General features: G+C 39.0%; 17 protein-coding genes and 1 tRNA gene. 13 read left to right on the top strand and 5 right to left on the bottom strand.

All coding sequences use genetic code 11. The annotated features are described in order from the left end of the window. Positions 1-15 precede the first annotated feature (15 nt). The 6 genes from Q4591_RS02355 to Q4591_RS02330 all read left to right on the top strand — a co-directional run bounded on the left by Q4591_RS02355 (position 16) and on the right by Q4591_RS02330 (position 11,614). Entirely contained in the window at positions 16-2,370 is a 2,355-nt protein-coding gene (locus Q4591_RS02355) for an RND family transporter (RefSeq protein ID WP_102437815.1), read from the top strand. 266 nt (positions 2,371-2,636) lie between these two features. Then, entirely contained in the window at positions 2,637-7,481 is a 4,845-nt protein-coding gene (locus Q4591_RS02350) for an NAD-glutamate dehydrogenase (protein ID WP_303459189.1), read from the top strand. Between the two features lie 64 nt (positions 7,482-7,545). Beyond that, entirely contained in the window at positions 7,546-8,568 is a 1,023-nt protein-coding gene (gene pyrD, locus Q4591_RS02345; RefSeq protein ID WP_102437812.1) for a quinone-dependent dihydroorotate dehydrogenase, read from the top strand. 189 nt (positions 8,569-8,757) lie between these two features. Continuing rightward, entirely contained in the window at positions 8,758-9,291 is a 534-nt protein-coding gene (locus Q4591_RS02340) for a cell division protein ZapC (protein WP_303459186.1), read from the top strand. A 511-nt stretch (positions 9,292-9,802) separates the two neighbouring features. Beyond that, positions 9,803-10,285, top strand: coding sequence for a GNAT family N-acetyltransferase (locus Q4591_RS02335; RefSeq protein WP_303459183.1), 483 nt, complete (start codon positions 9,803-9,805; stop codon positions 10,283-10,285). Between the two features lie 264 nt (positions 10,286-10,549). Then, complete coding sequence (locus Q4591_RS02330) at positions 10,550-11,614, top strand: LacI family DNA-binding transcriptional regulator (RefSeq protein ID WP_102477265.1); 1,065 nt, start codon at positions 10,550-10,552, stop codon at positions 11,612-11,614. Between the two features lie 13 nt (positions 11,615-11,627). On the opposite strand, the gene Q4591_RS02325 is transcribed toward Q4591_RS02330, so the two are convergent. After that, on the bottom strand, positions 11,628-12,563 hold the full coding sequence (locus Q4591_RS02325) for a LysR family transcriptional regulator (protein WP_303459180.1): 936 nt from the start codon (positions 12,561-12,563) through the stop codon (positions 11,628-11,630). A 566-nt stretch (positions 12,564-13,129) separates the two neighbouring features. On the opposite strand from Q4591_RS02325, the gene Q4591_RS02320 reads away from it, so the two are divergent. Then, the gene (locus Q4591_RS02320; protein ID WP_303445639.1) at positions 13,130-14,227 is read left to right on the top strand and encodes a GGDEF domain-containing protein; all 1,098 of its coding nucleotides are present in this window, start codon (positions 13,130-13,132) and stop codon (positions 14,225-14,227) included. A gap of 530 nt (positions 14,228-14,757) precedes the next feature. Here Q4591_RS02320 and Q4591_RS02315 read toward each other — a convergent pair. Beyond that, positions 14,758-15,072 carry a hypothetical protein gene (locus Q4591_RS02315; RefSeq protein ID WP_102437802.1) on the bottom strand — a complete coding sequence of 105 codons (315 nt, stop codon included), beginning with the start codon at positions 15,070-15,072 and terminating at the stop codon, positions 14,758-14,760. Between the two features lie 177 nt (positions 15,073-15,249). Here Q4591_RS02315 and Q4591_RS02310 point away from each other — a divergent pair, with 177 nt between their 5' ends. Both Q4591_RS02310 and Q4591_RS02305 read left to right on the top strand, forming a co-directional pair. Continuing rightward, positions 15,250-15,744: a putative 4-hydroxy-4-methyl-2-oxoglutarate aldolase gene (locus Q4591_RS02310; protein WP_102437800.1), complete on the top strand. Its 495-nt coding sequence runs from the start codon at positions 15,250-15,252 to the stop codon at positions 15,742-15,744. A 59-nt stretch (positions 15,745-15,803) separates the two neighbouring features. Continuing rightward, positions 15,804-17,618: an AsmA family protein gene (locus Q4591_RS02305; RefSeq protein WP_303459177.1), complete on the top strand. Its 1,815-nt coding sequence runs from the start codon at positions 15,804-15,806 to the stop codon at positions 17,616-17,618. A gap of 245 nt (positions 17,619-17,863) precedes the next feature. Here Q4591_RS02305 and Q4591_RS02300 read toward each other — a convergent pair whose 3' ends face one another. Both Q4591_RS02300 and gloB read right to left on the bottom strand, forming a co-directional pair. Continuing rightward, positions 17,864-19,387 (bottom strand): LysM peptidoglycan-binding domain-containing protein, encoded by a 1,524-nt coding sequence (locus tag Q4591_RS02300; protein ID WP_102437797.1) that lies wholly within the window; start codon positions 19,385-19,387, stop codon positions 17,864-17,866. Between the two features lie 141 nt (positions 19,388-19,528). Continuing rightward, positions 19,529-20,326 carry a hydroxyacylglutathione hydrolase gene (gene gloB / locus Q4591_RS02295; protein ID WP_102437901.1) on the bottom strand — a complete coding sequence of 266 codons (798 nt, stop codon included), beginning with the start codon at positions 20,324-20,326 and terminating at the stop codon, positions 19,529-19,531. Between the two features lie 290 nt (positions 20,327-20,616). Between gloB and Q4591_RS02290 the strand changes: the two genes are divergently transcribed. Next, positions 20,617-21,351 carry a class I SAM-dependent methyltransferase gene (locus Q4591_RS02290; protein WP_303459173.1) on the top strand — a complete coding sequence of 245 codons (735 nt, stop codon included), beginning with the start codon at positions 20,617-20,619 and terminating at the stop codon, positions 21,349-21,351. 49 nt (positions 21,352-21,400) lie between these two features. Here Q4591_RS02290 and rnhA read toward each other — a convergent pair whose 3' ends face one another. Beyond that, a complete protein-coding gene (gene rnhA, locus Q4591_RS02285) occupies positions 21,401-21,883 on the bottom strand; it encodes a ribonuclease HI (RefSeq protein WP_102437793.1) in 483 nt (160 codons plus the stop codon). 76 nt (positions 21,884-21,959) lie between these two features. On the opposite strand from rnhA, the gene dnaQ reads away from it, so the two are divergent. The 3 genes from dnaQ (at position 21,960) to Q4591_RS02270 (ending at position 24,238) form a co-directional block, all read left to right on the top strand. Next, positions 21,960-22,694, top strand: coding sequence for a DNA polymerase III subunit epsilon (gene dnaQ, locus Q4591_RS02280; RefSeq protein WP_102477270.1), 735 nt, complete (start codon positions 21,960-21,962; stop codon positions 22,692-22,694). A gap of 11 nt (positions 22,695-22,705) precedes the next feature. After that, positions 22,706-23,998: a TIGR03503 family protein gene (locus Q4591_RS02275; protein WP_303459172.1), complete on the top strand. Its 1,293-nt coding sequence runs from the start codon at positions 22,706-22,708 to the stop codon at positions 23,996-23,998. 163 nt (positions 23,999-24,161) lie between these two features. Continuing rightward, positions 24,162-24,238: transfer RNA gene (locus Q4591_RS02270), tRNA-Asp, on the top strand.

The raw sequence follows: 24,238 nt of genomic DNA, 5'->3' as shown, positions 1-24,238 counted from the left end.
AATAGGGCCGATAAGATGTTAGAAAAACTGGTCAATGGATTTGAAAGTTACCTCTTTAGACACAGGATGTGGGTAATATTTTCATTTATATTAATTACCTTCTTTCTAGGTTACCAAGCTAGCCAATTAAAAATGGATGCCGCTTTTAGTAAGAATATTCCATTAAATCATGAATACATGAAAACCTATACCAAGCATCAAAAAGATTTTGGTGGTGCTAATAGGATCATGGTGGCAGTGGAAGATACCAGCGGCAATATTTTTAACCCAGAGTATTTTGAAACCCTCAAAAATGTACATGATCAACTCTTTTTCATTCCTGGGGTTGAGCGCTCTCAAGTTAAGTCATTGTATTCACCTTCGACTCGATTTACCGAAGTCGTTGAAGATGGTTTTGCTGGTGGGCCGGTTATTCCTGCTGACTTTCGTAATGATGAATATGGCTTAAATACTGTCAGAGACAATATCGAAAAAGCCGGTATTGTTGGCCGCTTAGTGTCCAATGATTATTCATCAGCTATGTTAACGGCGCAGTTAATGGAGTTTGTAGCAAAAACAGATGAAGAAATGGCCGCATCTGAAGGCGCTGAAAAGGATGTTACTTTTAAGCCGTTAAATACGATTCAATTTGCTCAGCAACTTGAAAATGAATTACGCGCTAAATATGAAACCGATACCATCAAAATCCATATTATTGGTTTTGCTAAAATGGCTGGTGATGTAGCTGAAGGCGCTAAGGGCGTGCTGCTGTTTTTCTTGATTGCTATCGCAATCACAGCTGTGATGGTTTATTTATTTTCTAAGTCATTAATGCTGACGATTTTGCCTTTAGTATGCAGCTTAATTGCGGTGGTGTGGCAACTTGGGTTGTTAACAGTAGTAGGTTTTGGTTTAGATCCAATGTCAATTCTTGTACCATTTTTGGTGTTTGCAATTGGCGTAAGCCATGGGGTACAAATGATTAATGCGGTTAGGCGCCGTGTTGGTGATGGACAAGCCACTAAAGCTGCAGCTGCATCCGCGTTTCGTAGTTTATTAGTACCAGGCGGTATTGCATTATTATCAGACACCGTTGGCTTTTTAACCTTACTTGCAATCGATATCGGTATTATTAGAGAGTTAGCGATATCGGCATCATTAGGTGTTGCTGTTATTATTTTGACCAATTTAATTTTATTGCCACTGGTTATTTCTTACACCAACATCAAACCGGTTCAAGAGAATAAAGCGCAAAAAGATAAAATTGAAGGGATTTGGCGTAGCTTATCTAAATTTGCCACTCCTAAATATGCTGTCATTGTGCTGATTTGTACTGCACTGTTATATGCTTTTGGCTTGCAACAAGCCAGCAATATGAAAATAGGTGACCTTCAAGGCGGTGCGCCGGCATTGCATCTTGATTCAAGATACAACCAAGATACTTTTTATATTACTGATAATTATTCAATTACCACTGATTATATGACGGTGATTGTTGAAGCAACCCCTGAAGCCTGTACCTATCATTCCATATTAGCTGAGATCGATCAATTCGAATGGATGGTGGCCAATACCCCGGGAGTTGAATCAACAGCCAGTTTAGCGTCAGTGGCTAAGCAGGTTAATGCCGGCTTTAACGAAGGTAACCCTAAGTGGCAAATATTGCCAAGAACCACAGCAAGTTTAGTGCAAGCGGTAGGACGAGTACCAACGACTTCAGGTTTATTAAACGGCAACTGTTCGGTGATGCCTATTTTCTTATTTTTGAAAGATCATAAGGCTGAAACCATTGAAGTGGTGATTGCTAAAGTCAAAGATGTAGCTGAAAAGCTCAATACCGAAACATTACAATTTAAACTGGCTTCTGGCCCTGTTGGTGTCATGGCTGCGACTAACGAAGCTGTTAGTGAAGCGCAGCTACCTATGATGATTTATGTTTATGGCGCTGTATTTATCCTATGTTTAATTAGCTTCAAATCACTTAAAGCGACGGTAGCAGTGATTGTGCCGTTATATGTGGTGTCGACATTAGCACAAGCATTAATGACTTGGCTTGATATCGGCCTTGCGGTGAGCACTTTACCGGTGATTGCATTAGGTGTTGGTATTGGTGTTGATTATGGTATTTATATTCTCTCGACTATGGCAGGTAAACTCAACAATGGCATGGCGGTGCAGCAAGCCTATTTTGAAGCGTTAATTGAGCGAGGCAGTGCGGTTATTTTTACCGGGCTTACTTTAGCCATCGGTGTGAGTACTTGGTTCTTTTCTGCGCTGAAATTCCAAATGGATATGGGAATTTTATTAACATTCATGTTTTTAGTGAATATGTTGGGAGCGATAATTATTTTGCCCGCATTATCAGCCGTTTTCTGGCGCAAACCCAAGTAAGTTAAAGGGTTTATAAATTAAAGAGGAGCTTAGCTCCTTTTTTTTTTTGCATAGTTAGTCTATCTAAACGCTTGATTGGTCAATTAGTGACTATAATTCTTGAATTAACAAGGGTTTTAGAGGATCTACCACTAAAATTTAGCTCGAAATAGCATGAAATTAGTAATAAACTTTGCGGCAGATCTCAGTTTAAGACGGGATCAACAAGCCGAAGCATCCAATATAATGATAAAAGCGCTGCCATAAACGCTTAAGGAAACTGCAACATGGCCTTTAAAGATGCAATGCCTTCAGTACTACTAGAAAATGTAGTCAATTTAATTCATAAAAAAATCCCTAATACTCAAGCAAAACAAGTTGAGCAATTTGCCCATTGTATATACGCCCATATGTCAGAAGACGACTTAAACGCTCGTAATGACAGCGATTTGTATGGCGCAGTATTAAGTCTTTGGAATGCCTTAAACAAATCTGCTGCAACCAATACCCACATTCGGGTATTTAATCCAAGTCAGTCAAAACATGGCTGGCAGTCAAGTCATAGTATTATCGAAATTATACAGCCTGATATGCCATTCTTGGTTGATTCAGTTGCTATGGCGTTAAATCGTATGGGGATTACTGCTCATATGATGCTGCACACACCAATGGCGTTGGTGCGTGAAAAAGAATTAGTTAAAGAAGTGTCTTTTATTAAAGATGCTGATGAAAACACAGAAAATGTTGCGGTGTTTTTGATTGAAATTGATCGCCAAAGCAGTGAAGCCGATATTAAAGCCATTGGTAAAGAACTTGAATCAGTTTTTGCTGATGTGGTGTCGTCAGTCGTTGATTGGCAAAAAATGTCTGACAAATTGTCAGAAACAGTAAAATTATTACCTAAGCAGCCTTTTCCAGGCGCGAAATGTGAAAAAGAAGAAGCAATTAGCTTTTTAACCTACCTAAATAATCATCACTTCACCCTACTAGGTTACCGCTATTATGAGTTAAAGCGTGTTGAAGGTGATGTTGAGTTAGTACCTGATTTAGATTCAAGTTTAGGATTAATGAGCCGCTCTGTTAATAAAAACGGCGAGCGTGGCTTATTACTGTCTTCGCTTTCTCAATCAGCAAGAAAAGAAGCTCTAGATGAGAGTCTGTTAGTGCTGACTAAAAGCTCGACTAAAAGCCGAGTTCATAGGCCCGCTTATGTGGATTACATCGGTATTAAACGCTTTGATAAAAAAGGTAACGTGATTGGAGAAGATCGCTTTTTAGGACTTTACGCGTCCAATCTTTATAACCGTAGCCCCAGAGAAATACCGCTGTTAGCTGAAAAAGTTGAACGGATTATGGAGCGCTCAGGTCTAGCACCACGTTCACATGACTACAAAGCGTTGATGAATACCCTTGAGAATTTACCTCGTGATGAGTTAATTCAATCTAAAGAAGATGAATTAGCCAGTGTTGCTCGTGGTGTATTACATATGCAAGACCGTGACAAATTAAAAGTATTTGTTCGTAAAGACGGTTTTGGCCGATTTTTGTCCTGTTTGGTGTATGTTTCAAAAGATCGCTACAACACTAAATTACGTCAAGACACTCAACGTATTTTAGCGCAGCATTTTAACAGCACTGAAGATGTTGAATTTACCACTTATTTCTCAGAATCGACTTTAGCGCGTACGCACTACATCGTGAAAGTTGATAATAATAATATGGATGTCGATGTGGCTGCTATTGAGAAAAACCTAATTGAAGCGGCGCGCTCTTGGGAAGATAAATTACAGAGTTCATTAACTAACTCATTAGGTGAGCAATCGGGTACTGGCTTAGTTAAACGTTACCTCAATGCGTTTTCACCAAGCTATAAAGAAGATGTATTGCCGAGTTCAGCCGTGGTCGATATTCAGCACCTTGAAGCGTTGAATGACGAGCATAAACTAGGCATGCTATTTTATCAGCCGCAAGAAACAGCCTTAAATGATAATAAAGTACGTTTAAAGTTGTTCCATAAAGATGAACCGATACATCTGTCTGATGTACTGCCAATGTTAGAAAACTTTGGATTACGGGTCATCAATGAGCGTCCATATGAAGTGAAAACTGAAGATGGTGCCACCTATTGGATCCTTGATTTCTTAATGATGGTGCAGGGCGCAGCAATTGAAAACTTGGCAGATAGCCAAGATCGATTCCAAAATGCGTTATCTCAAGTATGGCAAAAGAAACTTGAAGATGATGGCTTTAACCGCATGGTGTTGGCAACCAGCCTTACTGGCCGTGAAGTATCTATTTTACGTGCTTATGCCAAATATATGCGTCAAATTGATGCAACATTTAGCCAATCATATATCGAAGAAACCTTTAATCGTTATCCGCAAATTGCTGATTTATTAGTTAAAATGTTTATTCGTAAGTTTAACCCTAAACTTAAAACCCGCACTCTCAGTAAATTTTATGAGCAAATCGATTTACGCCTAGAAGATGTCTCTAGCCTTGATGATGACCGCATTATTCGCCGTTACTTAGATTTGATTAACGCAACGCTGCGTACCAACTTCTATCAAACGATTAACGATGTTGATGTTAAACCTTATATCTCATTCAAGTTTTTACCTGAAGATATTCCTGAGATGCCGCGTCCATTGCCAAAATTTGAAATCTTTGTGTATTCACCAAGGTTTGAAGGGGTGCATTTGCGTGGTGGTAAAGTCGCTCGTGGTGGCTTACGTTGGTCAGATCGTCGTGAAGATTTCCGTACTGAAGTACTAGGCTTGGTCAAAGCGCAACAAGTTAAAAATACCGTGATTGTTCCTGTTGGTGCAAAAGGCGGTTTTGTGTGTAAGCAGCTGCCTACAGACGGCGGCCGTGAAGCCTTCTTTAACGAAGGGCAAGCGTGTTACCGCTTATTCATTCGCGGGTTATTGGACATCAGTGACAATATCATCGAAGGCAATGTTGTACCGCCAAAAGATGTGGTTCGTCATGACGAAGATGATGCCTATTTAGTGGTTGCAGCCGATAAAGGCACTGCAACATTCTCCGATATTGCCAATGAAATCGCCATTGAATACAACTTTTGGTTAGGTGATGCATTTGCATCTGGCGGCAGTAATGGTTATGACCATAAGAAAATGGGCATTACCGCCAAAGGGGCTTGGGAGTCTGTCAAACGTCACTTCCGTGAAGAAGGCATCGATTGTCAAACTACCGACTTTACCTGTCTGGCAATTGGCGACATGGCTGGTGATGTATTTGGTAATGGCATGTTGTTATCCCGTCATACTAAGTTAGTGGCGGCATTTAACCATATGCATATCTTCATCGATCCCAATCCAGATGTTGAAGCCAGTTATATCGAGCGTGAGCGTTTATTTAATTTACCGCGTTCAAGTTGGGAAGATTACAATACCAAGCTAATGTCAAAAGGCGGGGTAGTATTCCAACGTTCAGCTAAGTCATTAAAATTGACTAAAGAAATCAAGCTGATGCTGGATACTACCGAAAACACCATGACGCCAAATCAACTTATGCAAGCATTGCTAAAAATGCGTGTAGATTTAATTTGGAATGGCGGTATTGGTACCTACGTTAAGGCGACGACTGAAACTCATGCTGAAGTTGGCGATCGTGCTAATGACGCTATTCGAGTCAACGGTAATGAACTCAACGCTAAAATCATTGGTGAAGGTGGCAACTTAGGTGCAACCCAATTGGGTCGTATTGAATTTGCAGCCAATGGTGGCCGAGTCAATACTGATTTTGTTGACAATGTCGGTGGGGTCGATTGTTCAGACAACGAAGTGAACATCAAAATCTTACTTAATACTATTGTTGCAGATGGTGAACTTACGGTTAAACAGCGTAACCGTCTGTTAGAGTCAATGACAGATGAAGTCGGTGAGATTGTTCTGCAAGACTGTAACGATCAAACCCGCACCATTTCTGTGACTCTGGCACATGGTGTTGCTCAGTTAAAAGAGCATATCCGATACATTCAATATCTTGAAAAAGATGGCAAATTAGATCGCGCCCTAGAATTTTTACCAACAGATGATGAGTTAGCCGATCGCTTAGCAAATAACCGTGCACTGACTCGTCCAGAGCTATCAGTATTGGTTGCTTATGGCAAAATGGTCCTAAAAGAGCAATTGGTCACCGCTGAAATCACTGAAGATAGTTTTTTAAGTAAATTGCTAACGAACTATTTCCCGCAGCAATTGAAAGATAAATATGCAGATAAGATGATTTCGCATCCTTTGCGCGGTGAAATTATTGCAACTTCATTAGCCAATGAATTGGTTAATGATATGGGCTTTAACTTTGTACAGCGTATGCAAGATGAGACCGGTGCCTCAGTTGCTGAAGCGGCAATTTGCTACACTATGGCTCGAGAAATATTTAGCTTAACTGAACTAACACAGTCAATTACTAAGCTTAATGGAATTGTGTCTGCTGACGTTCAAAGTGAAATGTTGCACCAATTACGTCGTAACATGCGCAGAGCTTGTCGCTGGTTAATTCGTCACCGCAAGAAAGGTGAAAATATTGAGCAAACTGTAGCATTCTTCAAACCTGTGTTTGATGAATTAAAAGCGAATGTTGATCAATATATGATTTCTGCAGAAGTTATGGCTATTTCAACTGAAATTAAATTACTCCAGGAACAGCAAGTACCAGAGTCTTTAGCGCATGTTATCGCTAAAATGAGTACCTTATTCTCAGCATTAGATATTGCTCAAATTGCCCAACTTGAGGACAAATCAGTAAAACTGGTTGCTGAAACGTATTTCAGATTAGGTGCAAAAGTTGAATTACATTGGTTCTTAGAACAGATTAGTATTCAACCAGTGTCCAATCATTGGCAAGGATTAGCCCGCGCAGCCTTCAGAGAAGAGTTAGATTGGCAACAGCGCTCATTAAGCTCTACAGTCCTTCGAGCCTGTACAGACTCTTGCGATGCAGATGTGATTATTAACCAGTGGATTGATAATAATCAAAAGTTGTTAGAACGCTGGTTTAACCTACTGACTGAATTTAAGGTGTCTCAAAGCCATGATTTTGCAAAATTCTCAGTGGCACTGCGAGAACTTAATTTATTGATCCTTCATTGCGAAGGACCGAGATAATTATTTATAATAAGTGAACGAGCCCTGGCGATAGCCGGGGCTTTTTTTAGGTTTAGGAGAAAGCATGTTTTTTTATAAAGTTGCACAAAAAGTAATGTTTCAGATGGATCCAGAGATCGCGCATAATATCGCTATCGGAAGTTTAAAAAATACTGGAAACAACCCTTTAAACCTATTTTACAGTCAAAAAGTTGCCTCAGCGCCTGTGACTTGTATGGGCATTAATTTTAAAAATCCAGTTGGCTTGGCGGCTGGATTGGATAAAGATGGCGAATCAATTGATGCATTTCATGCGATGGGATTTGGTCATATTGAAGTCGGTACGGTAACGCCTCGTCCACAACCGGGTAATGAACAACCGCGTTTATTTCGCTTAAAACCTGCAAAAGCAATCATTAATAGAATGGGTTTTAACAATAAAGGTGTAGATAATTTAGTCAGAAATTTAATGGCGAAGAAATCCGATATTATTGTTGGTGTAAATATTGGTAAAAATAAAGATACCCCAGTAGATGAAGGTAAGAATGATTATTTAATCTGCATGGAAAAAGTCTACCAATATTCGGATTATATCGCGGTAAATATCTCATCACCTAATACTCCAGGTCTACGTACGCTGCAATATGGTGAGTTATTAGACGATTTACTATCTTCATTAAAAGAAAAACAAACAGAACTCGCTAAAAAGTACAATAAGTATGTACCAATAGCACTAAAAATTGCCCCGGATTTAACCTCTGAAGAAATTGAAAAGATTGCTGAATCGCTATTAAAAAGTAAATTTGATGGAGCGATTGCGACAAATACCACTTTAACCCGTGATGCGGTTGTTGGCTTAGACAATGCTAACGAAGCGGGTGGCTTAAGTGGTAAGCCGTTGACGGATCTTTCTACTCAAGTGATCAGACAATTAGCGGGATATTTGAACGGTGAGATCCCGATTATTGGCGTCGGTGGAATAAATAGTGCCGAAGATGCCTTAGCTAAATTTGATGTAGGTTCAGAATTGGTACAGATATACACTGGCTTTATTTATCAAGGTCCGGGTTTAATAAACGATATTGTTAATGCTTATAAAGCTAAATAATATAAGTTGATCTAAAAATTAGTCTTTTGATCCAATAAATCAGATCTAATCAAGTTATAGCGATCGCAATCACGATCTTACGATCGTTATAACTTAATGATAAATATATCAAAGTTTTTAAATAATATTTTGATATTGTCTGAAATATAAACTATTATCAGATTGTATTGTTAAAGTAGGTATTTAAAAATGTTATTAATGCCAAATAAGGACTGGCAGTGGGAATATAATGAAACTTTTAAGCAATTAAGTATTTCATTAGGTTCCGAAATGGAGTTCTTAACCCCATATAAAACCAAATCTCTTATCCCTGATGCATTAATGACGTCAGAATTTAGTGTGGATCATGCTAAATTCTATATAAACCTACTTGAAAGTCTGCCTAAAGCGTTAAAAATGTCCGATGCTGCAGTCGTACAAACAGCGCTGAATGCCACCGCAGCGCATTTTATGATCAAACCACAAATGCCAAAATCTTGGTTTTTTGAAATCAGTCAAGAATGTGTTTATTGCGAAGTAGGTAAGTTATTTTCGTTAAATGCCAATGGAACCTCTGTTTTAGTTCTAGTGGTTGAAAACAGCTTGCAGGCAGCGTTAGTGATGGTGTTATCAAGTGAGTGCCCTTTAACAGAATCTAAAGTATTACAGCAATTTGATACCATTAAAGTTATGCACAATCGCTTAAATCCCCTAAAGAAATCTAGGCATGCCGTTGCTGCCTAAGCAATATTTGTTAGTTCGTGTTTAATTTACCTGTCTCATGTTGTGTATTTCTTTCTAATCAAGAAATAGATTAATCAGAAAGTCCATGTCAGTTATCCTGCTTATAGAACACCCACCTATATTATTATGTAATAACGCGATTGACTGTGGCGATACATGCTCAGCTTCAGCGGTTTATCTAATAGACTGACAAACAATCTCTCTCATGCTTATTGCACTTCGCATGTTGCATTACCTATATCAGCCTGATGAAAAAATGGCACAGTTCGACGATAAACGATAAACGAAAAACAATAGGCTTCAATCATGAAATAGAAGGCCGTTGCTGCGGCCATATTTGAGGGGAAACTCTGTTAACCTACCATAACATTAGAAAATTCACATATATTTCAGAAGCATATAGAGGCAATTAGAGCAAAGATTTACGCCTGAACAAATGTAATGTCTTTTATTGCGGATTTATTTGATAATCTAGTTTAAATACCGGCCTGTTAAGTAACATAAAAAGTTTATGAAAATTGTAATTGAACCAATAATTTCACAGCAAGATCAACAAGTCGCAGCCATCATTAAATCAGTAGGTAAAGAATTTGGTGCCATAGGCGAGGGGTTTGGCCCTTCTGATCCCGAAGTACTACAAATGAGCCGGTTTTATTGCTCAAAAAATAAGAGTATTTATTTAGTAGCATGCATTGATAATCAAGTGGTAGGCGGTGCAGGTATTGCAAAGTTCAACGGTGATAACAAGATTTGTGAGTTAAGAAAATTATTTCTATTACCTGAAACGAGAGGGCTTGGTTTAGGTAAGCGCTTAACTGAGCAATGTCTTACATTTGCAAAAGCAAACGGTTTTGAACAATGTTATCTCGATACGTTAAATTCAATGACAGCGGCAATTACACTCTATGAAAAGATGGGCTTTCAACATTTAGATAAGCCCCTTGTTGGTACCATTCACGGTGGCTGTGATGTTTGGATGCTAAAAAGCTTATAGTAATAATTTATAGACATTATTATCAAATGTAGGTTATCGATAACACGATAAATTTATTGTGTGAGTAATAACCAGCTTTAGTCGCTAATAACGATGGTTCGATGATCCTTATTGACTGTTTTAATGTGATAATTATAGATTTTGCCACAATACGCATGAATATGAATAAGTGATTATAGTATCAGTAATTTATCTGTTATTCTGAGGGTATTATTGTTACTACGAACTTTGTAACATTTATCTTATTTTTAAATGAGTTTCCTAATGAGTCCAATTAATAAGAGTAAATCAAGCACTAAAATCACTATTCAAGATGTTGCTTTAATGGCTGGTGTGTCGAAAATGACCGTTTCTAGGGTGTTAAACAAGGACGAAAAAGTCAGTGACAAAACACGAGCGAAAGTCCAGCAAGCGGCAGATCAACTAAACTATCGCCCCAATATTTCAGCTAGGCGTTTAGCGAGTTCTAAATCTTATTTAATTGGCTTACTTTACGAAAACCCAAGTGAAGGTGGTTATGTTAGTCAGTTCATGATGTCGGCTTTAAAAAGTTGCCGCCAGCAAGGTTATCATTTAGTGGTAGATGAGTGTGAAGGCACCCAAGAAGAAAAGTTAAAAATCACACGTGATTTAGTTGAAGAAACACGAGTTGATGGCGTTATTCTATTACCGCCTTTTTGTAACAATATTGAGATTCTCAAAGAGCTTACTGTATTAAATATTCCTTTTGTACGAGTATCACCAGATGTGGAGTTAACCTTATCTGCTTTTGTTTGTATGGACGATTATCAAGCGGCTTATGATATGACCAATTTGTTAGTCAATAAAGGCCATAAAGACATTGGCTTTATTATAGGGCACCCAGACGTTGGTGCCAGTCGTCTTCGTTATCAAGGATTTTTAGATGCAATGCGATCTAAACAGTTAAACATTCCGCCAGAGTTTATTGAGCAAGGTATGTTCAGCTATAAGTCTGCATTAGGAGCTGCTAAGGCTCTATTAGATAGAGAAAATAGACCAAGCGCGATATTTGCTAGTAATGATGATATGGCTGCAGCAGTTGTTTCGGTTGCCAATTCCTTAGGCTTAAATGTACCCAAAGACTTAAGCGTTGCCGGTTATGATGATACCCCGCTTGCTACTACGATTTGGCCACATATCACAACAGTGAAACAACCTATCAATGCGATGGCTGAAACAGCTATCACATTACTGACTTCTGGCCAAATGAATCAAGTGACTTCAGATAGCCTATCAAATTTACGCCATGTTTTAGACTTTGAATTAAAAGAGCGAGATTCAACAACTCAGTTTAATGAATTAGCTTAATAGTGATTGTATGTTATTTAATATCTTGTTTGTTTAACACGCCATGCTCAACCAGTTGAGACAATAGCTGCTGGGTTTTCTCTCTAAAATAATCACGTAATAGGCGCATTGTTGGAGTAATAGACTGACGACTGGGGCACACAAGCCACAATTCTGTCGCAGTTGGCTTATATTCCGGCATGACGTTTACCACACGACCAGTTAGCAAATCATCCGCCATATCAAGACATGACTTAATCGCAAACCCGTGTCCCGACACACACCAACGCCGCACCAAATCTCCGTCATTAGATGCACGATTACCTTTAAGCTTTACTTTATGGCTTTGGTTTTGATGACTAAAGCGCCACTCGTTCTGAACAATATCCTGTAACTGGTAAAACAGCCCATTGTGATTTTTGAGTTCATCTGGCGTTGTAGGGGCGCCATTTTTGTCTAAATAGCTAGGTGTGGCGCACAGTACTCGTGGAATACTGCAAATTCGAAAACCATACATACTGGCATCGCTTGGCTCACCATAGCGCAGCGCCATATCAACAGAGTCACGATAAAAATCAATATTACTGTCAGTGATATTACTGCGTAAAGCCACGTCGGGATAAAGCAGCAAAAAATCATCCAACCACGGGGTAACCACATTACGGCCTAGATCAGAAGATAGCGCAATTCTTATTTCACCTTTTAGTACATCTAAATCTTGCTGAGCATGTTGCTGGGCATTGTCTAACAGTTGCACAGCTTGTTCACATTGAGGTAAATAGCGCTCACCAGCAGGGGAAAGCCTAAGATGACGCGTGGTGCGCACAAATAGCTCAACCCCTAATGCCGCTTCAACACGCTTAACCGCTGCACTAGCGGTTGCCATGCGTATATCAAGGCTGTTTGCAGCCGCAGTAATACTTCGAAATTCAGCTACTTTGAGAATGATGTGCAGGTCTTGTATAAGCATATTGTCAATCCAAATTTGAGAATACGATAATCAATGTAGCGTTTTTAGTGGAGTTAACAACAGGTATTATTTACTTATTCGATAAAATAGCACGCACAGGTGATAACAATGCAATAAGTTTATTTTCAACAAGGTCTAATACGTCCGCCATCTGAGACTGACTGTCTTCTTATTAGAACCACTTAAGGCTGTCCGTGAAATAAATGCAGCTTTTGCATCTTATTTAAAGATGTTGACTTTGCCTTCCAGAGTAAATCAAAGGGGATTTCTGACATAAGGTAGGCATTTTCTCTAGCTGATGAGTTGTTCAATCAAGGTCTCAATTGTGCGCTAAATAACGTCTAGCACATGATTATTTAATGATTTCCAATAAAGTGCACTGGTCAGCTAGACAGTTCAGGCGATGCTTCCTATATTTATTATAACGATCTAATTAACTGTATTTGATAGTTTTTAAGAAAGTTAAAATAAGTATGCAGTCTCTTAAAATATTCGTTTATCTCAAGCTATTAAAATCGATTAATGAGTTGTTTACTAGGGTCAAATTGTGCTGAATTAGGATATGTATGTCTAACGTTCCTGCAAAACTTTTACAAAATGTCGCCGAGCAAACACCCAGAGCCATGGTTGCGATGTTGATTGTCTCTATTACTTACGCCTTAGTATTTAACATCTTCATTCCGTTTAATATTTTGATGACTTGGTTTTGTTTACAAATTCTCTTAGCAATATGCCGAGTTTATAATGCAAAAATGTTTGAAAAGCATTTAGAAAAAGAAGATGGAAAAAGACTCGCTAATGATGAAGTCATTTTTATCGCGCTTAATGTATTTCAAGCCTTTATGTGGACGGCATCATCGGTGATGTTAATAATTTATGCTCGTCAACCGTTTGAGTTTGTCGGTTTTATTCTAATTATCGGAATTGTCACAGCCGCAACATTATCGATGTCGTCTTTCTTTAAAGCCTATTTGGTGTTTTTCATTTTAATGATAACGCCGCAGATTGCTATCATGCTTTATTTTGGTGAATACCAACATTTTGCTTTATTGGCGTTTATTGTTAGCTATATTCCTGCAACCATTTTATTGTCAAAATCAATGTTAGATAGTCGAATATCTAGCATAAAAGCCCACGAGGATGTAGAAAAAAGTGCCGAAGAATTTCGTAGGTTATCCATCATGGATAACCTAACTAACATATATAATCGGCGTTATTTTTTTGAAATGGCCAAAAAGATAATGGCGATTGCTTCAAGACAACAAACTAGCGTTTCACTGTTAATGATTGATATCGATCACTTTAAAAAAGTGAACGATAATTATGGCCATCAAGCAGGTGATTTTGTTTTAATCGAACTGGCTAGAACCCTAGAAAGCAGCATGCGAGAAAGCGACATTTTCGCACGAATTGGAGGTGAGGAATTCGCTATTTTACTCAACAATACATCAATGAATGATGCCAAGCGTATTGCTGAGAAAATACGAATTATCATTGAGAGTAAAGATTTCCTTTATAATACCATTTTGATTGATACAAGCGTCAGTATCGGTGTCGCTGAAATGACCCAAGAAATCACTACAATTGAGGCATTATATAAACAAGCAGATACCCATCTTTATTTAGCAAAAGGTCACGGCAGAAATAGAGTGTATCCAGTTTAGCTAAAACGGTTTTAATACATTTGAAATTCAAAATTAAAGGGGCTTTTCTCAATTCAAATTGCTATTTTTCAACCCATTGTGGCACCGTGATAGGCAGACCAAGTGGACGATATCCCAAATGACATTAAAGGATTCATTGGCGATATTTATCAAGCATCATTCAAATAGTAGCAACCACAGAGGGGAAAGGGCAGTTCTTGCTAAGCCAAGTACCAACTTAACCCGCAGTGAAGAGGTTTTGTTTGAAAAGTAAAAATCAAAATGAACATATACCTTCGAATAGCGATAAGGTTTTTGTAGGTTTGGTTATGCAAGCTAGTTTTGGGTAGATTTAAAATATAAATTATTTACATAGCCGGATTATAAACAATTTAGGCTTACCCCCAAGTAAACCTAAAAAGATATAAAGTAATGCGATTATAAGATTGGACAATTAAATCAGCCAATAAAAATAGTTAGAGTATCAATTTGTGTTGAACTTGAGTCTTTTAGTATGAAGATTTTACTATTTAATTTGGGTTCTAGACTATTTATTTTTGTTTGATTGAAATCATGATTTCAAGTACTTCTTGGTAAGAAATACGATATTCTCTAGACAGTTGTATGACTTTAGATTTGTAGGTTTGAACTTGCTCTTGCTTCTTTAAGGCTGATTTTTTTTGCTCAACCATTTCTGAAACGACTTCATTTAAAATGTTTAATCGACGTAAACTGTAATCAAGAGAGTCAAGATAAGTTTTCATTTGCAATTTGTTGCGGGCACTTTCAAGACTTTTAGTTGTTCTATTTTCGAAATCTAATTCATCAAAGGCGTTAATTACATTTTGTAAATTAATATCAGTCATATGGATAACTACTTAGGATTATGAGTAAATGAATGCTATTTAGCATGGGTACTCTCTATCTTCCATGAATAGTAACAGAGCATTATTGATAGTTTATTCAGATTAATGATTTGTTTCAATAGAGCATGACGTTTATATTAAACATTAATTTATTTACTTTAGTACAGGATGTGCAAAATGCTAGATTTATTACCTGATTTATTTGACCACTATGGTTCTGAATTAACCTTGATACCCGCCAATTGGCAAAGTTACGGCGCCAAACGGATATTTTATGGTGAAGTGGTTACGGTTAAGTGTTTTGAAGATAACTCTAAAGTGAAGTCAACGTTAGCAACCGCTGGTAAAGGTAAAGTGTTAGTGGTCGATGGCGGCGGCGTGTGTCGGCGTGCTTTGCTAGGTGACATGATTGCGGAGTCGGCGGCCAATAATGAATGGGAAGGTATCATCATTTTTGGTGCGGTAAGAGATGTGGGCACATTGTCGACCATTGGTATTGGTGTGCAGGCGCTAAGTGCTAATCCCATTAAAACAGAAAAAAAAGATGTTGGCCTTGTGAATATAAATATCGAGATTGCCGGTGTCTCAGTAAAACCTGCCATGATGATCTATGCCGATGAAAATGGCATAGCCGTTACTGAAAAACCTTTAGATTTAGCAGTATTAAGCTAAACTTAGATGAATTAATTTATTTTTACATTAAAAATCAATTTGCTTACAAGGATGCAAACATGAAGGCACTTAAATGGCTATTAGCTATAGTCGCTAGCGTAATCTTATTGCTGGTTATTTATTTAACGGTATTTTTTGATCCAAATAGTTTTAAACCACAAATTGTGGATGCCGTTAAAAAGCAAACTGGCCGTGATTTTGTCATTAGCCAAGACTTAAGTTGGAGCTTTTTCCCGACACTTGGGATTAACCTCGGTGGCATTTCACTATCCAACCCTGAGAACTTTTCTCCAAGTACATTAGTTGAAGTAAACCAAGCGGTCGCCAGTGTGGCATTAATGCCGCTTTTAAGCCAACAAGTGGAAATTGCACAATTATCCCTTGATGGTTTGACTATGAATATCGTCACTAAAAAAGACGGTTCAACCAGCTTTGATGGTTTGGGCGGTGCTGCATCACCTGAAACCACAACCGCGTCAGAACCAGCATCATCAGCTAATACACTCAAATTGCAAAGTTTACAAATCGGCGGCGTGTCTATTACCAATACCACCATCAACGTAATTGATGAAGCGGCAGAAACCAAACAAATATTTAGTTTAAATAGTTTAACCCTTGGTGAGTTTTCATTAGGAAACGCTGCAGACTTTGCTTATGAATTTACTGCACAAATGCCTGATATGATGCTGGCAAGTTCTGGTAATGGTCAATTGACCATTAGTGAAGATTTGACTCAGGTTATTATGGCTGATTTAACCATTAATACTGATGTGACCGGTGAGGCTATCCCTAATAAAAGTGTTAGCAGCCAGCTGATTACTGATATTAATGTGGCTTTAGATGCTAAAAAATTAGATGTTGCTATAAAACAATTGTCAGCGATGGACATAAGCGCCACTGGCGATGTTTCAGTCAATTACGGCGCCACAATCCCTAAAATTAACCTGCAATTAGATGTCGGTGATATCGATGTTGATAAATTACTGCCGCCATCAGAGACCGAAGCTAAAGCAGAAGACACTGAACAAGTTGCAGCGAGCAAGCCAGCTGTAGAGCCTGATTTGTCCGCATTAAAAACCATTGATTTAACCTTAGGCATGACGGTTAAATCAATCAAGGTCGCAAACCTACTCACTCAAAACTGGGTAATGAAAGCCAAGGTCAAAGATGGCGTTGCCGATTTAACTCAGTTTTCTGCGAATTTATATGAAGGTAGTATTAAAGCCACAGCACAGCTCGATGGTCGTCAGAAAGTACCTAGTTACCGCTTCGATGAAACATTAACAGGTGTGCAATTTAGACCACTGTTAAAAGATGCGGCGGATATTGATTTAATCTCAGGTGCGGCAAATTTTAAAATTTCTGGTTCTGGTAAAAGTTTAATTCCAGATAACTTAAAGAAAAACCTGCTGGCACAGGGTAATTTCGAAATTGCCGATGGCTCGTTATACGGAGTGAATATCCCGCAAATGATCCGTAGTGCTCAAGATAAGTTAAAAGGGGATTTATCTGCAAAAAATACTGAAGAACTTAAAACTGATTTTACTAGTTTAACCGGTAGTTTTAGTTTGAAAAATGCTGTTGCGACAAACCCAGACTTAGCTATGGCGTCGCCACTCATTCGCCTTAGCGGTAATGGCAGTGCCAATATTGATAATGAAACTGTGGACTATAAGCTAACGACGTCAGTGGTGGGCTCATTAGCGGGTCAGGGTGGTGAAGATGCCTTAGCTGGCGTGGACATTCCGCTTACCATAACCGGCAGCATGAAAGATCCTAAATTTGGTATCGATACCAGTGCTTTATTAGATTCTAAACTTAAAGATGAAACCGATAAACTCAAAGGTAAGTTATTTAAGAAATTAGGTTTTTAATGATGTGATTAAGCCCACTTGGGCTTAGTCAGCGGCTATTTTTATCATAAGTAAAAATATCCAAGGGATCATGTTAACCAAGACTTTGGATGTTGTACTGCTTTAAACTTGGTATAGATGAGTTGATTACATCAAGTTTAAAAATCGCTATATAATAAAAAACGGCAAGGATCACCTTGCCGTTTTTTGTTTTAAGTCGCGAAATACTTACTGCGAAATTGCTAAGAAGTTAGCTTATAGACTCACTACGCATTGACCTTGGTGACATCCACAATCAATCTTAACATCTGTCCTGGCTGAATATACTTACTGTTTTGAAGTCTATTCCACTCGATCAAATCATTGACTGAAACGTTGAATTTACTGGCAATTCTAGCCAATGAATCCCCAGAGCGAACTTTGTAATTAACGGTTCTTTCTGCATTGTTTTTGCTACTTGATACTGCGCCAATCTTTAATTGTTTACCAATGCTTAAAGTGCCGTTTTTAGGCAGACGATTCCAGCGAATTAAATCATCAACACTGACATCATTTTTTCTGGCAATGACCCATAATGAATCGCCTGATTTAACCGTGTAAGTTTTAGTCTTAACTGAGCTTGGTTTTGCTTGTGCTAATAACTGTTCAGTTGTGAGGTTTGCGCCTTCAGCAGGAACTGGAATAATAAGGTACTTTCCGGCTCTAATATTATTATTTTTCAGGCCATTACTTGAACGAATAAAAGAAGCCGAAGTATCAAAACGCTTGGCAATATGGCTTACGGTATCGCCAGATTTAATTTGGTATCTATGCCAGTTCAATTTTGATTTAGGATCAAGGTTTGCAAGTTTTTGTTCAAACTGCGCCGCTTTATCAAATGGCACCACCAATGTATTAGGGCCATCAGGTGATGTTGCCCAGCGATCTAAACCTGGGTTTAATGCTTTTAATTCTTTAACTGGCATATTGGCTAAATCTGCCGCAAGTTTAAGGTCAATCTGGCTTTGGGTATCAACCACAGCAATATGCGGTTCATTACTGATTGGAGTTAGTTTGATGCCATATTTGTCAGCATTTTTAACCACATCTGATAATGCAATCAGTTGCGGTACGTAGCGTTGAGTTTCTCTGGGTAATGATAGCGCCCAAAATTCAGTGCTTTTACCTGCGGCTTTATTACGGCGAACAGCATTATTTACTCGGCCTTCACCCGTATTATAGGCCGCAATGGCATATAACCAGTTTTGTCCGGTCCTATCGTATAAGTACTCTAAGAAGTCCAGTGCTGCAGTGGTGGATGCGGGAACATCACGTCTGCCGTCATACCACCAGTCACTTTTAACACCAAAGTAATTAGAAATAGGCGTAGTTAATTGCCATAAACCTGAAGCGGCACTCGCAGAGTAAGCTGAAGGGTCAAACGAGCTTTCAACAATAGGTAATAATGCTAGTTCAATCGGCAGATTACGTTTTTCTAATTCTTCGACAATATAATGTAAATACGGCTCTGCACGTTGAGAGACAATTTCTAAATGTCTTGGGTTCGCTAAATACCAGTCTCGATATTTATTCACCAGTTTTACATCATCAATTGGCATGGTAAGTTGCAAACGGATCCGTTGCCAAACATCGGTGATTTCAACCGGTGCTGCAACTTCGTCTACAACTTTTTCAGGCTTAATTGGCTGAGGAACGACAATCGGTGAAGGCTCGACTTTTGTTGGAGTGGCAGTTTGGCATGCGGTTAGAAATGCCAAGCTTCCAACAAAAAGGTATAAAGGTTTATGCATCTAAAAAAAATCCTAAATCTTGCAAAGCTGGCAGATCAAAGGCGTCTACCAAATGTGTTTGGTCAAAATTGAGGCGGCATTGTAGTGTAAAATGGCTTTAATGTCTTTGCTAACTTAGCAAGTGACGCCGCGCTCAATAGCTTAAAAGTTATTTTTCCACTCTCTGAGTAAAGTAAACGTCTGTAGTGCTGTTGGTTTTTCAACTTGAAACTTAGCAGCGATGACTTGTTTTATTTCTTTACTGTTACTTCTTAAAAATGGATTTATGGCTAATTCTGTTGCGATTGTAGTTGGAATTGTAGCCATATTGTTATTACGAGATAAAGTAACTGACTGACTGTATTGCTGCAACGCTTTATTGTTAGGTTCTGCTTGTAACGCAAATTTAAGATTAGCCGCGGTATATTCATGGGCGCAGTAAACTTGGGTGTGAGGTGGCAAGTCAGCGAGTTTTGCTAACGAGTTTGCCATTTGTTCGGCTGTGCCTTCAAACAATCTTCCACAACCGCCGCTAAATAGGGTGTCTCCGCAAAATAACGCTTCACAGTTTACACTATCTGGCTGTTGATAAAAGTAAGCTATATGACCTAACGTATGGCCCGGCACACTAATGACTTTAAGCTTTGTATCAAGCTCCTTGAGTTTGAGTAATGGCTCGCCTTTTATTGGATGCGTAATACCGCTAATATTTTCACTTTCAGGTCCATAAACCTCGAGCTTATTATTAAAAGCCTGTTGTAATTGCGCAATGCCACCAGTGTGATCTGCATGATGGTGAGTGATTAATATCCCCGCCAGCTCTAATGGGGAGCCCTTGAGGTAATCGAGCACACTTTGGCCACAGCCAGGGTCAACAACATAGGCTTGATTGCTATTTTTTTGATGTATAAGCCAAATGTAGTTGTCATTAAACGCTGAAATACCGATGACTGAAAGCATGATTAAATCCATAAGTGAAATCTTACCGCTAGGTTAACGGATTATATGTAAAAGGCCAATAGAGTGAATATGCTTGGGCTGAACTAGGCTTGTATACTGTTACATTTAAAGTAAACAACTGGTTGAAGTGACTAAATAAGGTTATGTAAACGCGCTAATTAACAATAAATTTAACACTTTATTCGTCCCTTTTTTAAATGATATCAACTATGGGTAAAATGCTAACGACAAAGAGCCATAAGTCGTTATACTCAACCTAGGGCTTTTGAAATTAAGGGAGTATCAGGTTAATGTCGATAAATCAAAAACCACAATTATGGCAAGAGTTACCCTGTGGTGATGAGATTCAATTGGCCCTAGAACAAAAGTTAACTGATTGGTGGCCGAGGATTTTTGGTTACCATTTATTAAAGCTAGGTGCGCTTAGCGCTCAAGTGTCTAGTTTACATTGCAATATTGCGCGGCATTTTTCTATTCATGATGCCCAAGGCGCATCAATTCAAGCCGATCCCCATCATTTGCCCCTGCAAACAAGCACCATGGATGCCGTGCTGATGAGTTTTTTAATGGAATTTGAACATGACCCATATCGTTTATTACGGGAAGTTGACCGAGTAATGATTTCCGGCGGCTATATTTTTGTTTGTGGTTTTAACCCTGTCAGTACCGCCTTTATGGGTAAGCTTCTACCTAAATATCAAACTCAATTACCTTGGTGTGGTCAGTTTTTTATGCCAGCGAGGGTAAAAGATTGGTTAGGTTTATTAGGTTATCAAATCCTGCAGGATGAACGTTTTATTTATCACCCTTTGTTTGGACAAATGAACCAAGGCCGCTGGTGGCAAAATAGATTAGAAAAGTGGTTACCAGGCGTTGGCAGTGTGTATTTGATTGTGGCCAGAAAAATGGAGTCGCCATTAACGCCCATCAGGGAAAAGCGAAAAGCGCGTACTCGTCAATGGGCGACAGCGCCGACAGCAGGCAGAGCAGGGCACAGTAAACATACTAAATTGCTCTCAAAATAAGCTAAAGCGTATAGCCAATAATATATTGGCTATACAACAGATTTGGGTTTTAGGCTTTGGCTTCAGGCAGATAATTAACATCAGCTTGCTGAGGTTTAGCTTCGGCGGCTTGCCTGGCTAAATCATCACAGCGTTCATTTTCAATATGCCCAGCATGTCCCTTAACCCAGCGCCAATCAATTTGATGCAGTTGACTGGCTTTATCTAACCTTTTCCATAAATCGACATTTTTAACTGGGGTTTTAGTTGAAGTTATCCAACCTTTTTTCTTCCAGCCATGGATCCATTGGGTGATCCCTTGACGCATATATTGACTATCACTGGTTAAGATGATTTTACACGGTTCATATAGCGCTTCTAACGCCACAATAGGCGCTAATAATTCCATCCGATTATTGGTCGTCAGCTTAAATCCATCAGACATTTCTTTGGTATGCTGCTTATATTTCATTACAATACCGTATCCGCCGGGACCAGGGTTACCCAGACATGAGCCATCAGTAAAGATATTGATAAGTTTTAGTTCTGACATCAAATTGTTACCATATACACAGCAATAAACATTTCGGCAATTATACCTAAATTATTATCAATTAATTGAGTTACCTATGAATATTATTTCAGGCGCCAGTCGCCAAATCATTTTAGATACTGAAACAACCGGTATGAATCAGGCTGGTGGCCCCGTTTATATTGGCCATAGAATTATCGAAATTGGTTGTGTTGAAGTGATTGACCGTAAACTAACCGGTCGTACTTATCATCAATATATCAATCCAGGTCAGTTAATTGATCCAGAAGCCATTGAAGTACATGGTATTACTGATGAACGAGTTGCTAAAGAACCGCGGTTTCATCAAATCGCACAAGAGTTTATCGACTTTATCGCCGGTGCTGAAATTGTCGCACATAACGCACCGTTTGATATCAGCTTTATGGATCATGAATTTAGTCAGCTTAGGCCCCAAGGCCCCAAGTCAGCAGATATCTGTGACATACTCGATTCGCTAGACATTGCAAAATACCTGCATCCTGGTCAAAAAAATAATCTAGATGCACTCAGTAAACGTTACGGTATCGATACCTCTAGACGTACCTATCACGGCGCACTATTGGATGCTGAAATCCTTGCTGATGTTTACTTAGTGATGACCGGTGGACAAATTGGCTTTAATTTATCAAATGAAAAAGTGGGTCAAGAAGGTGGTGGCATACAATTAATTGATCAAAATGAGTTTAATCTTAAAGTGATCCAAGCAACGGCCGATGAATTAATATCACACGATGAAAGACTTGATTTAGTCAAAAAATCAGGCAAATGCCTCTGGAGAGGTGAAGCATAAAAGTGAGCTTAATGAAATCATACTGTCTGGCGGTTATTTTTATCTTAGTTGCTACCGTTACGCCACAATTGGCAACAGCGGTGCCTTATACCCAAGCAAGTGAGTTACAGAATAGATTTCGTATTGATCATATGGTCGATGAAGTGACCTTATTGGTGCAAAGAACTTATGGCTCCGCTCCAGTGATAATCGTGTTGCCTGACGGTTCCAAATGGTATTCCGAAAGGCACCCTGATAATGTCAATTGGGCCGATGGCTTAACTGGCGATATGATTAAAATCAACAATCCGATGCCCGGTCCTTGGCAATTAATCGGCAGTTTAGCGCCTAATTCCACTATCCAAAAAGTATCGCAACTTGAAATTGACGTTGAGCATATCCCCCAGCCTCTATTTCAAGGTGAACGTTTAAAAGTCACTGCTAAGTTACTTGGTGACGGCTTAACGGTTCGTCTGCCAGGGCTTGATTACATGTTCGAATGGACGGTTAAATTTACCAGCCATCATAAAAATACCGAAGCCAACTTTACTACCGGCACTGTTACAGTCGGTTCTTACAGAGATAATGGTGAAGGTTTGGATGAGATACCCGATGATGGGGTGTTTACGGGCAAACATAATCTAAATCAACCTTGGGGAAGCTACACCTTAAGTGTTGTCGCGCGAAATAATGTATTTGAGCGTGAAATTAGCTACCCAATCTATTTATCAGAAACTCCCATTCAAGTTGAAGTAATTGAACCCGCGGATAAATTAACCGGTGTTTGGCAGATTCAAATAAATGTTGATGACGAAATACTCAAACTTGAGCAAACCCATATTCAATTCGATATCGTTGGCCCTGCAGGGCTTAAGTTACCGATTGTTGTTAATGAGCTCACTGAAACACCAGCTTTAGTCGCGATACCGCAAGTGACCGATTTTGGCAGTTATAGAATCAATGGCAGTGTTGCCTCAACCAGTATTGCAGGGCGTGAGTTAATACTGGATTTACCGGAATTGTTTTTTAATTTAATTGAACCGCCTCAACCTCCCCCCAGCGCTGAAGAGTTAGCTGCAAGAGCTGCGCAGCTAGCAGCGCAAGAAGAGCAAGCTGCAAAAGATAAGGCTATCGTGTGGATTGCATCGATTAATGGCCTACTGTTAATCATAGGAGGGGTAGGGTTAATTTTTTGGCGTAAGAAACTTGCGTTAAATAAAGCACTGGCAACAACCAAATTAAGACTTGAACAAGAAGCTGCGAAAAAAGGTGATATCACTGCTGCTATTGATGATTTTGATTTAACCATGCCAGATGAAAAATAATTGTTTGCTGCTAATTATATTAGCTTAGATTAAATTGATCTCTTTTTAGTCAAAAAGTTTATAACTTAATCGCTATTGTATGTTTTTTAGCTAAACGGATAAAAACTTAAAAAAAACTGTTGACGGTTTTTGACGACGACCTTATTATTCGTGCAACTTAAGTGGAGCGGTAGTTCAGTTGGTTAGAATACCGGCCTGTCACGCCGGGGGTCGCGGGTTCGAGTCCCGTCCGCTCCGCCA

The organism is Shewanella sp. 3_MG-2023, from assembly GCF_030548765.1.
Lineage (GTDB): Bacteria > Pseudomonadota > Gammaproteobacteria > Enterobacterales > Shewanellaceae > Shewanella.
Note: the sequence above shows the minus strand (reverse complement) of the source record. Positions and strands in the feature narration are given on the sequence as shown.

Excerpts from the sequence above, each read along its gene's own strand:
- Q4591_RS02355 (WP_102437815.1), top strand. The coding sequence starts at position 16 with ATGTTAGAAAAACTGGTCAATGGATTTGAAAGTTACCTCTTTAGACAC.
- Q4591_RS02350 (WP_303459189.1), top strand. The coding sequence starts at position 2,637 with ATGGCCTTTAAAGATGCAATGCCTTCAGTACTACTAGAAAATGTAGTC.
- pyrD (WP_102437812.1), top strand. The coding sequence starts at position 7,546 with ATGTTTTTTTATAAAGTTGCACAAAAAGTAATGTTTCAGATGGATCCA.
- Q4591_RS02340 (WP_303459186.1), top strand. The coding sequence starts at position 8,758 with ATGTTATTAATGCCAAATAAGGACTGGCAGTGGGAATATAATGAAACT.
- Q4591_RS02335 (WP_303459183.1), top strand. The coding sequence starts at position 9,803 with ATGAAAATTGTAATTGAACCAATAATTTCACAGCAAGATCAACAAGTC.
- Q4591_RS02330 (WP_102477265.1), top strand. The coding sequence starts at position 10,550 with ATGAGTCCAATTAATAAGAGTAAATCAAGCACTAAAATCACTATTCAA.
- Q4591_RS02325 (WP_303459180.1), bottom strand. The coding sequence starts at position 12,563 with ATGCTTATACAAGACCTGCACATCATTCTCAAAGTAGCTGAATTTCGA.
- Q4591_RS02320 (WP_303445639.1), top strand. The coding sequence starts at position 13,130 with ATGTCTAACGTTCCTGCAAAACTTTTACAAAATGTCGCCGAGCAAACA.
- Q4591_RS02315 (WP_102437802.1), bottom strand. The coding sequence starts at position 15,072 with ATGACTGATATTAATTTACAAAATGTAATTAACGCCTTTGATGAATTA.
- Q4591_RS02310 (WP_102437800.1), top strand. The coding sequence starts at position 15,250 with ATGCTAGATTTATTACCTGATTTATTTGACCACTATGGTTCTGAATTA.
- Q4591_RS02305 (WP_303459177.1), top strand. The coding sequence starts at position 15,804 with ATGAAGGCACTTAAATGGCTATTAGCTATAGTCGCTAGCGTAATCTTA.
- Q4591_RS02300 (WP_102437797.1), bottom strand. The coding sequence starts at position 19,387 with ATGCATAAACCTTTATACCTTTTTGTTGGAAGCTTGGCATTTCTAACC.
- gloB (WP_102437901.1), bottom strand. The coding sequence starts at position 20,326 with ATGCTTTCAGTCATCGGTATTTCAGCGTTTAATGACAACTACATTTGG.
- Q4591_RS02290 (WP_303459173.1), top strand. The coding sequence starts at position 20,617 with ATGTCGATAAATCAAAAACCACAATTATGGCAAGAGTTACCCTGTGGT.
- rnhA (WP_102437793.1), bottom strand. The coding sequence starts at position 21,883 with ATGTCAGAACTAAAACTTATCAATATCTTTACTGATGGCTCATGTCTG.
- dnaQ (WP_102477270.1), top strand. The coding sequence starts at position 21,960 with ATGAATATTATTTCAGGCGCCAGTCGCCAAATCATTTTAGATACTGAA.
- Q4591_RS02275 (WP_303459172.1), top strand. The coding sequence starts at position 22,706 with ATGAAATCATACTGTCTGGCGGTTATTTTTATCTTAGTTGCTACCGTT.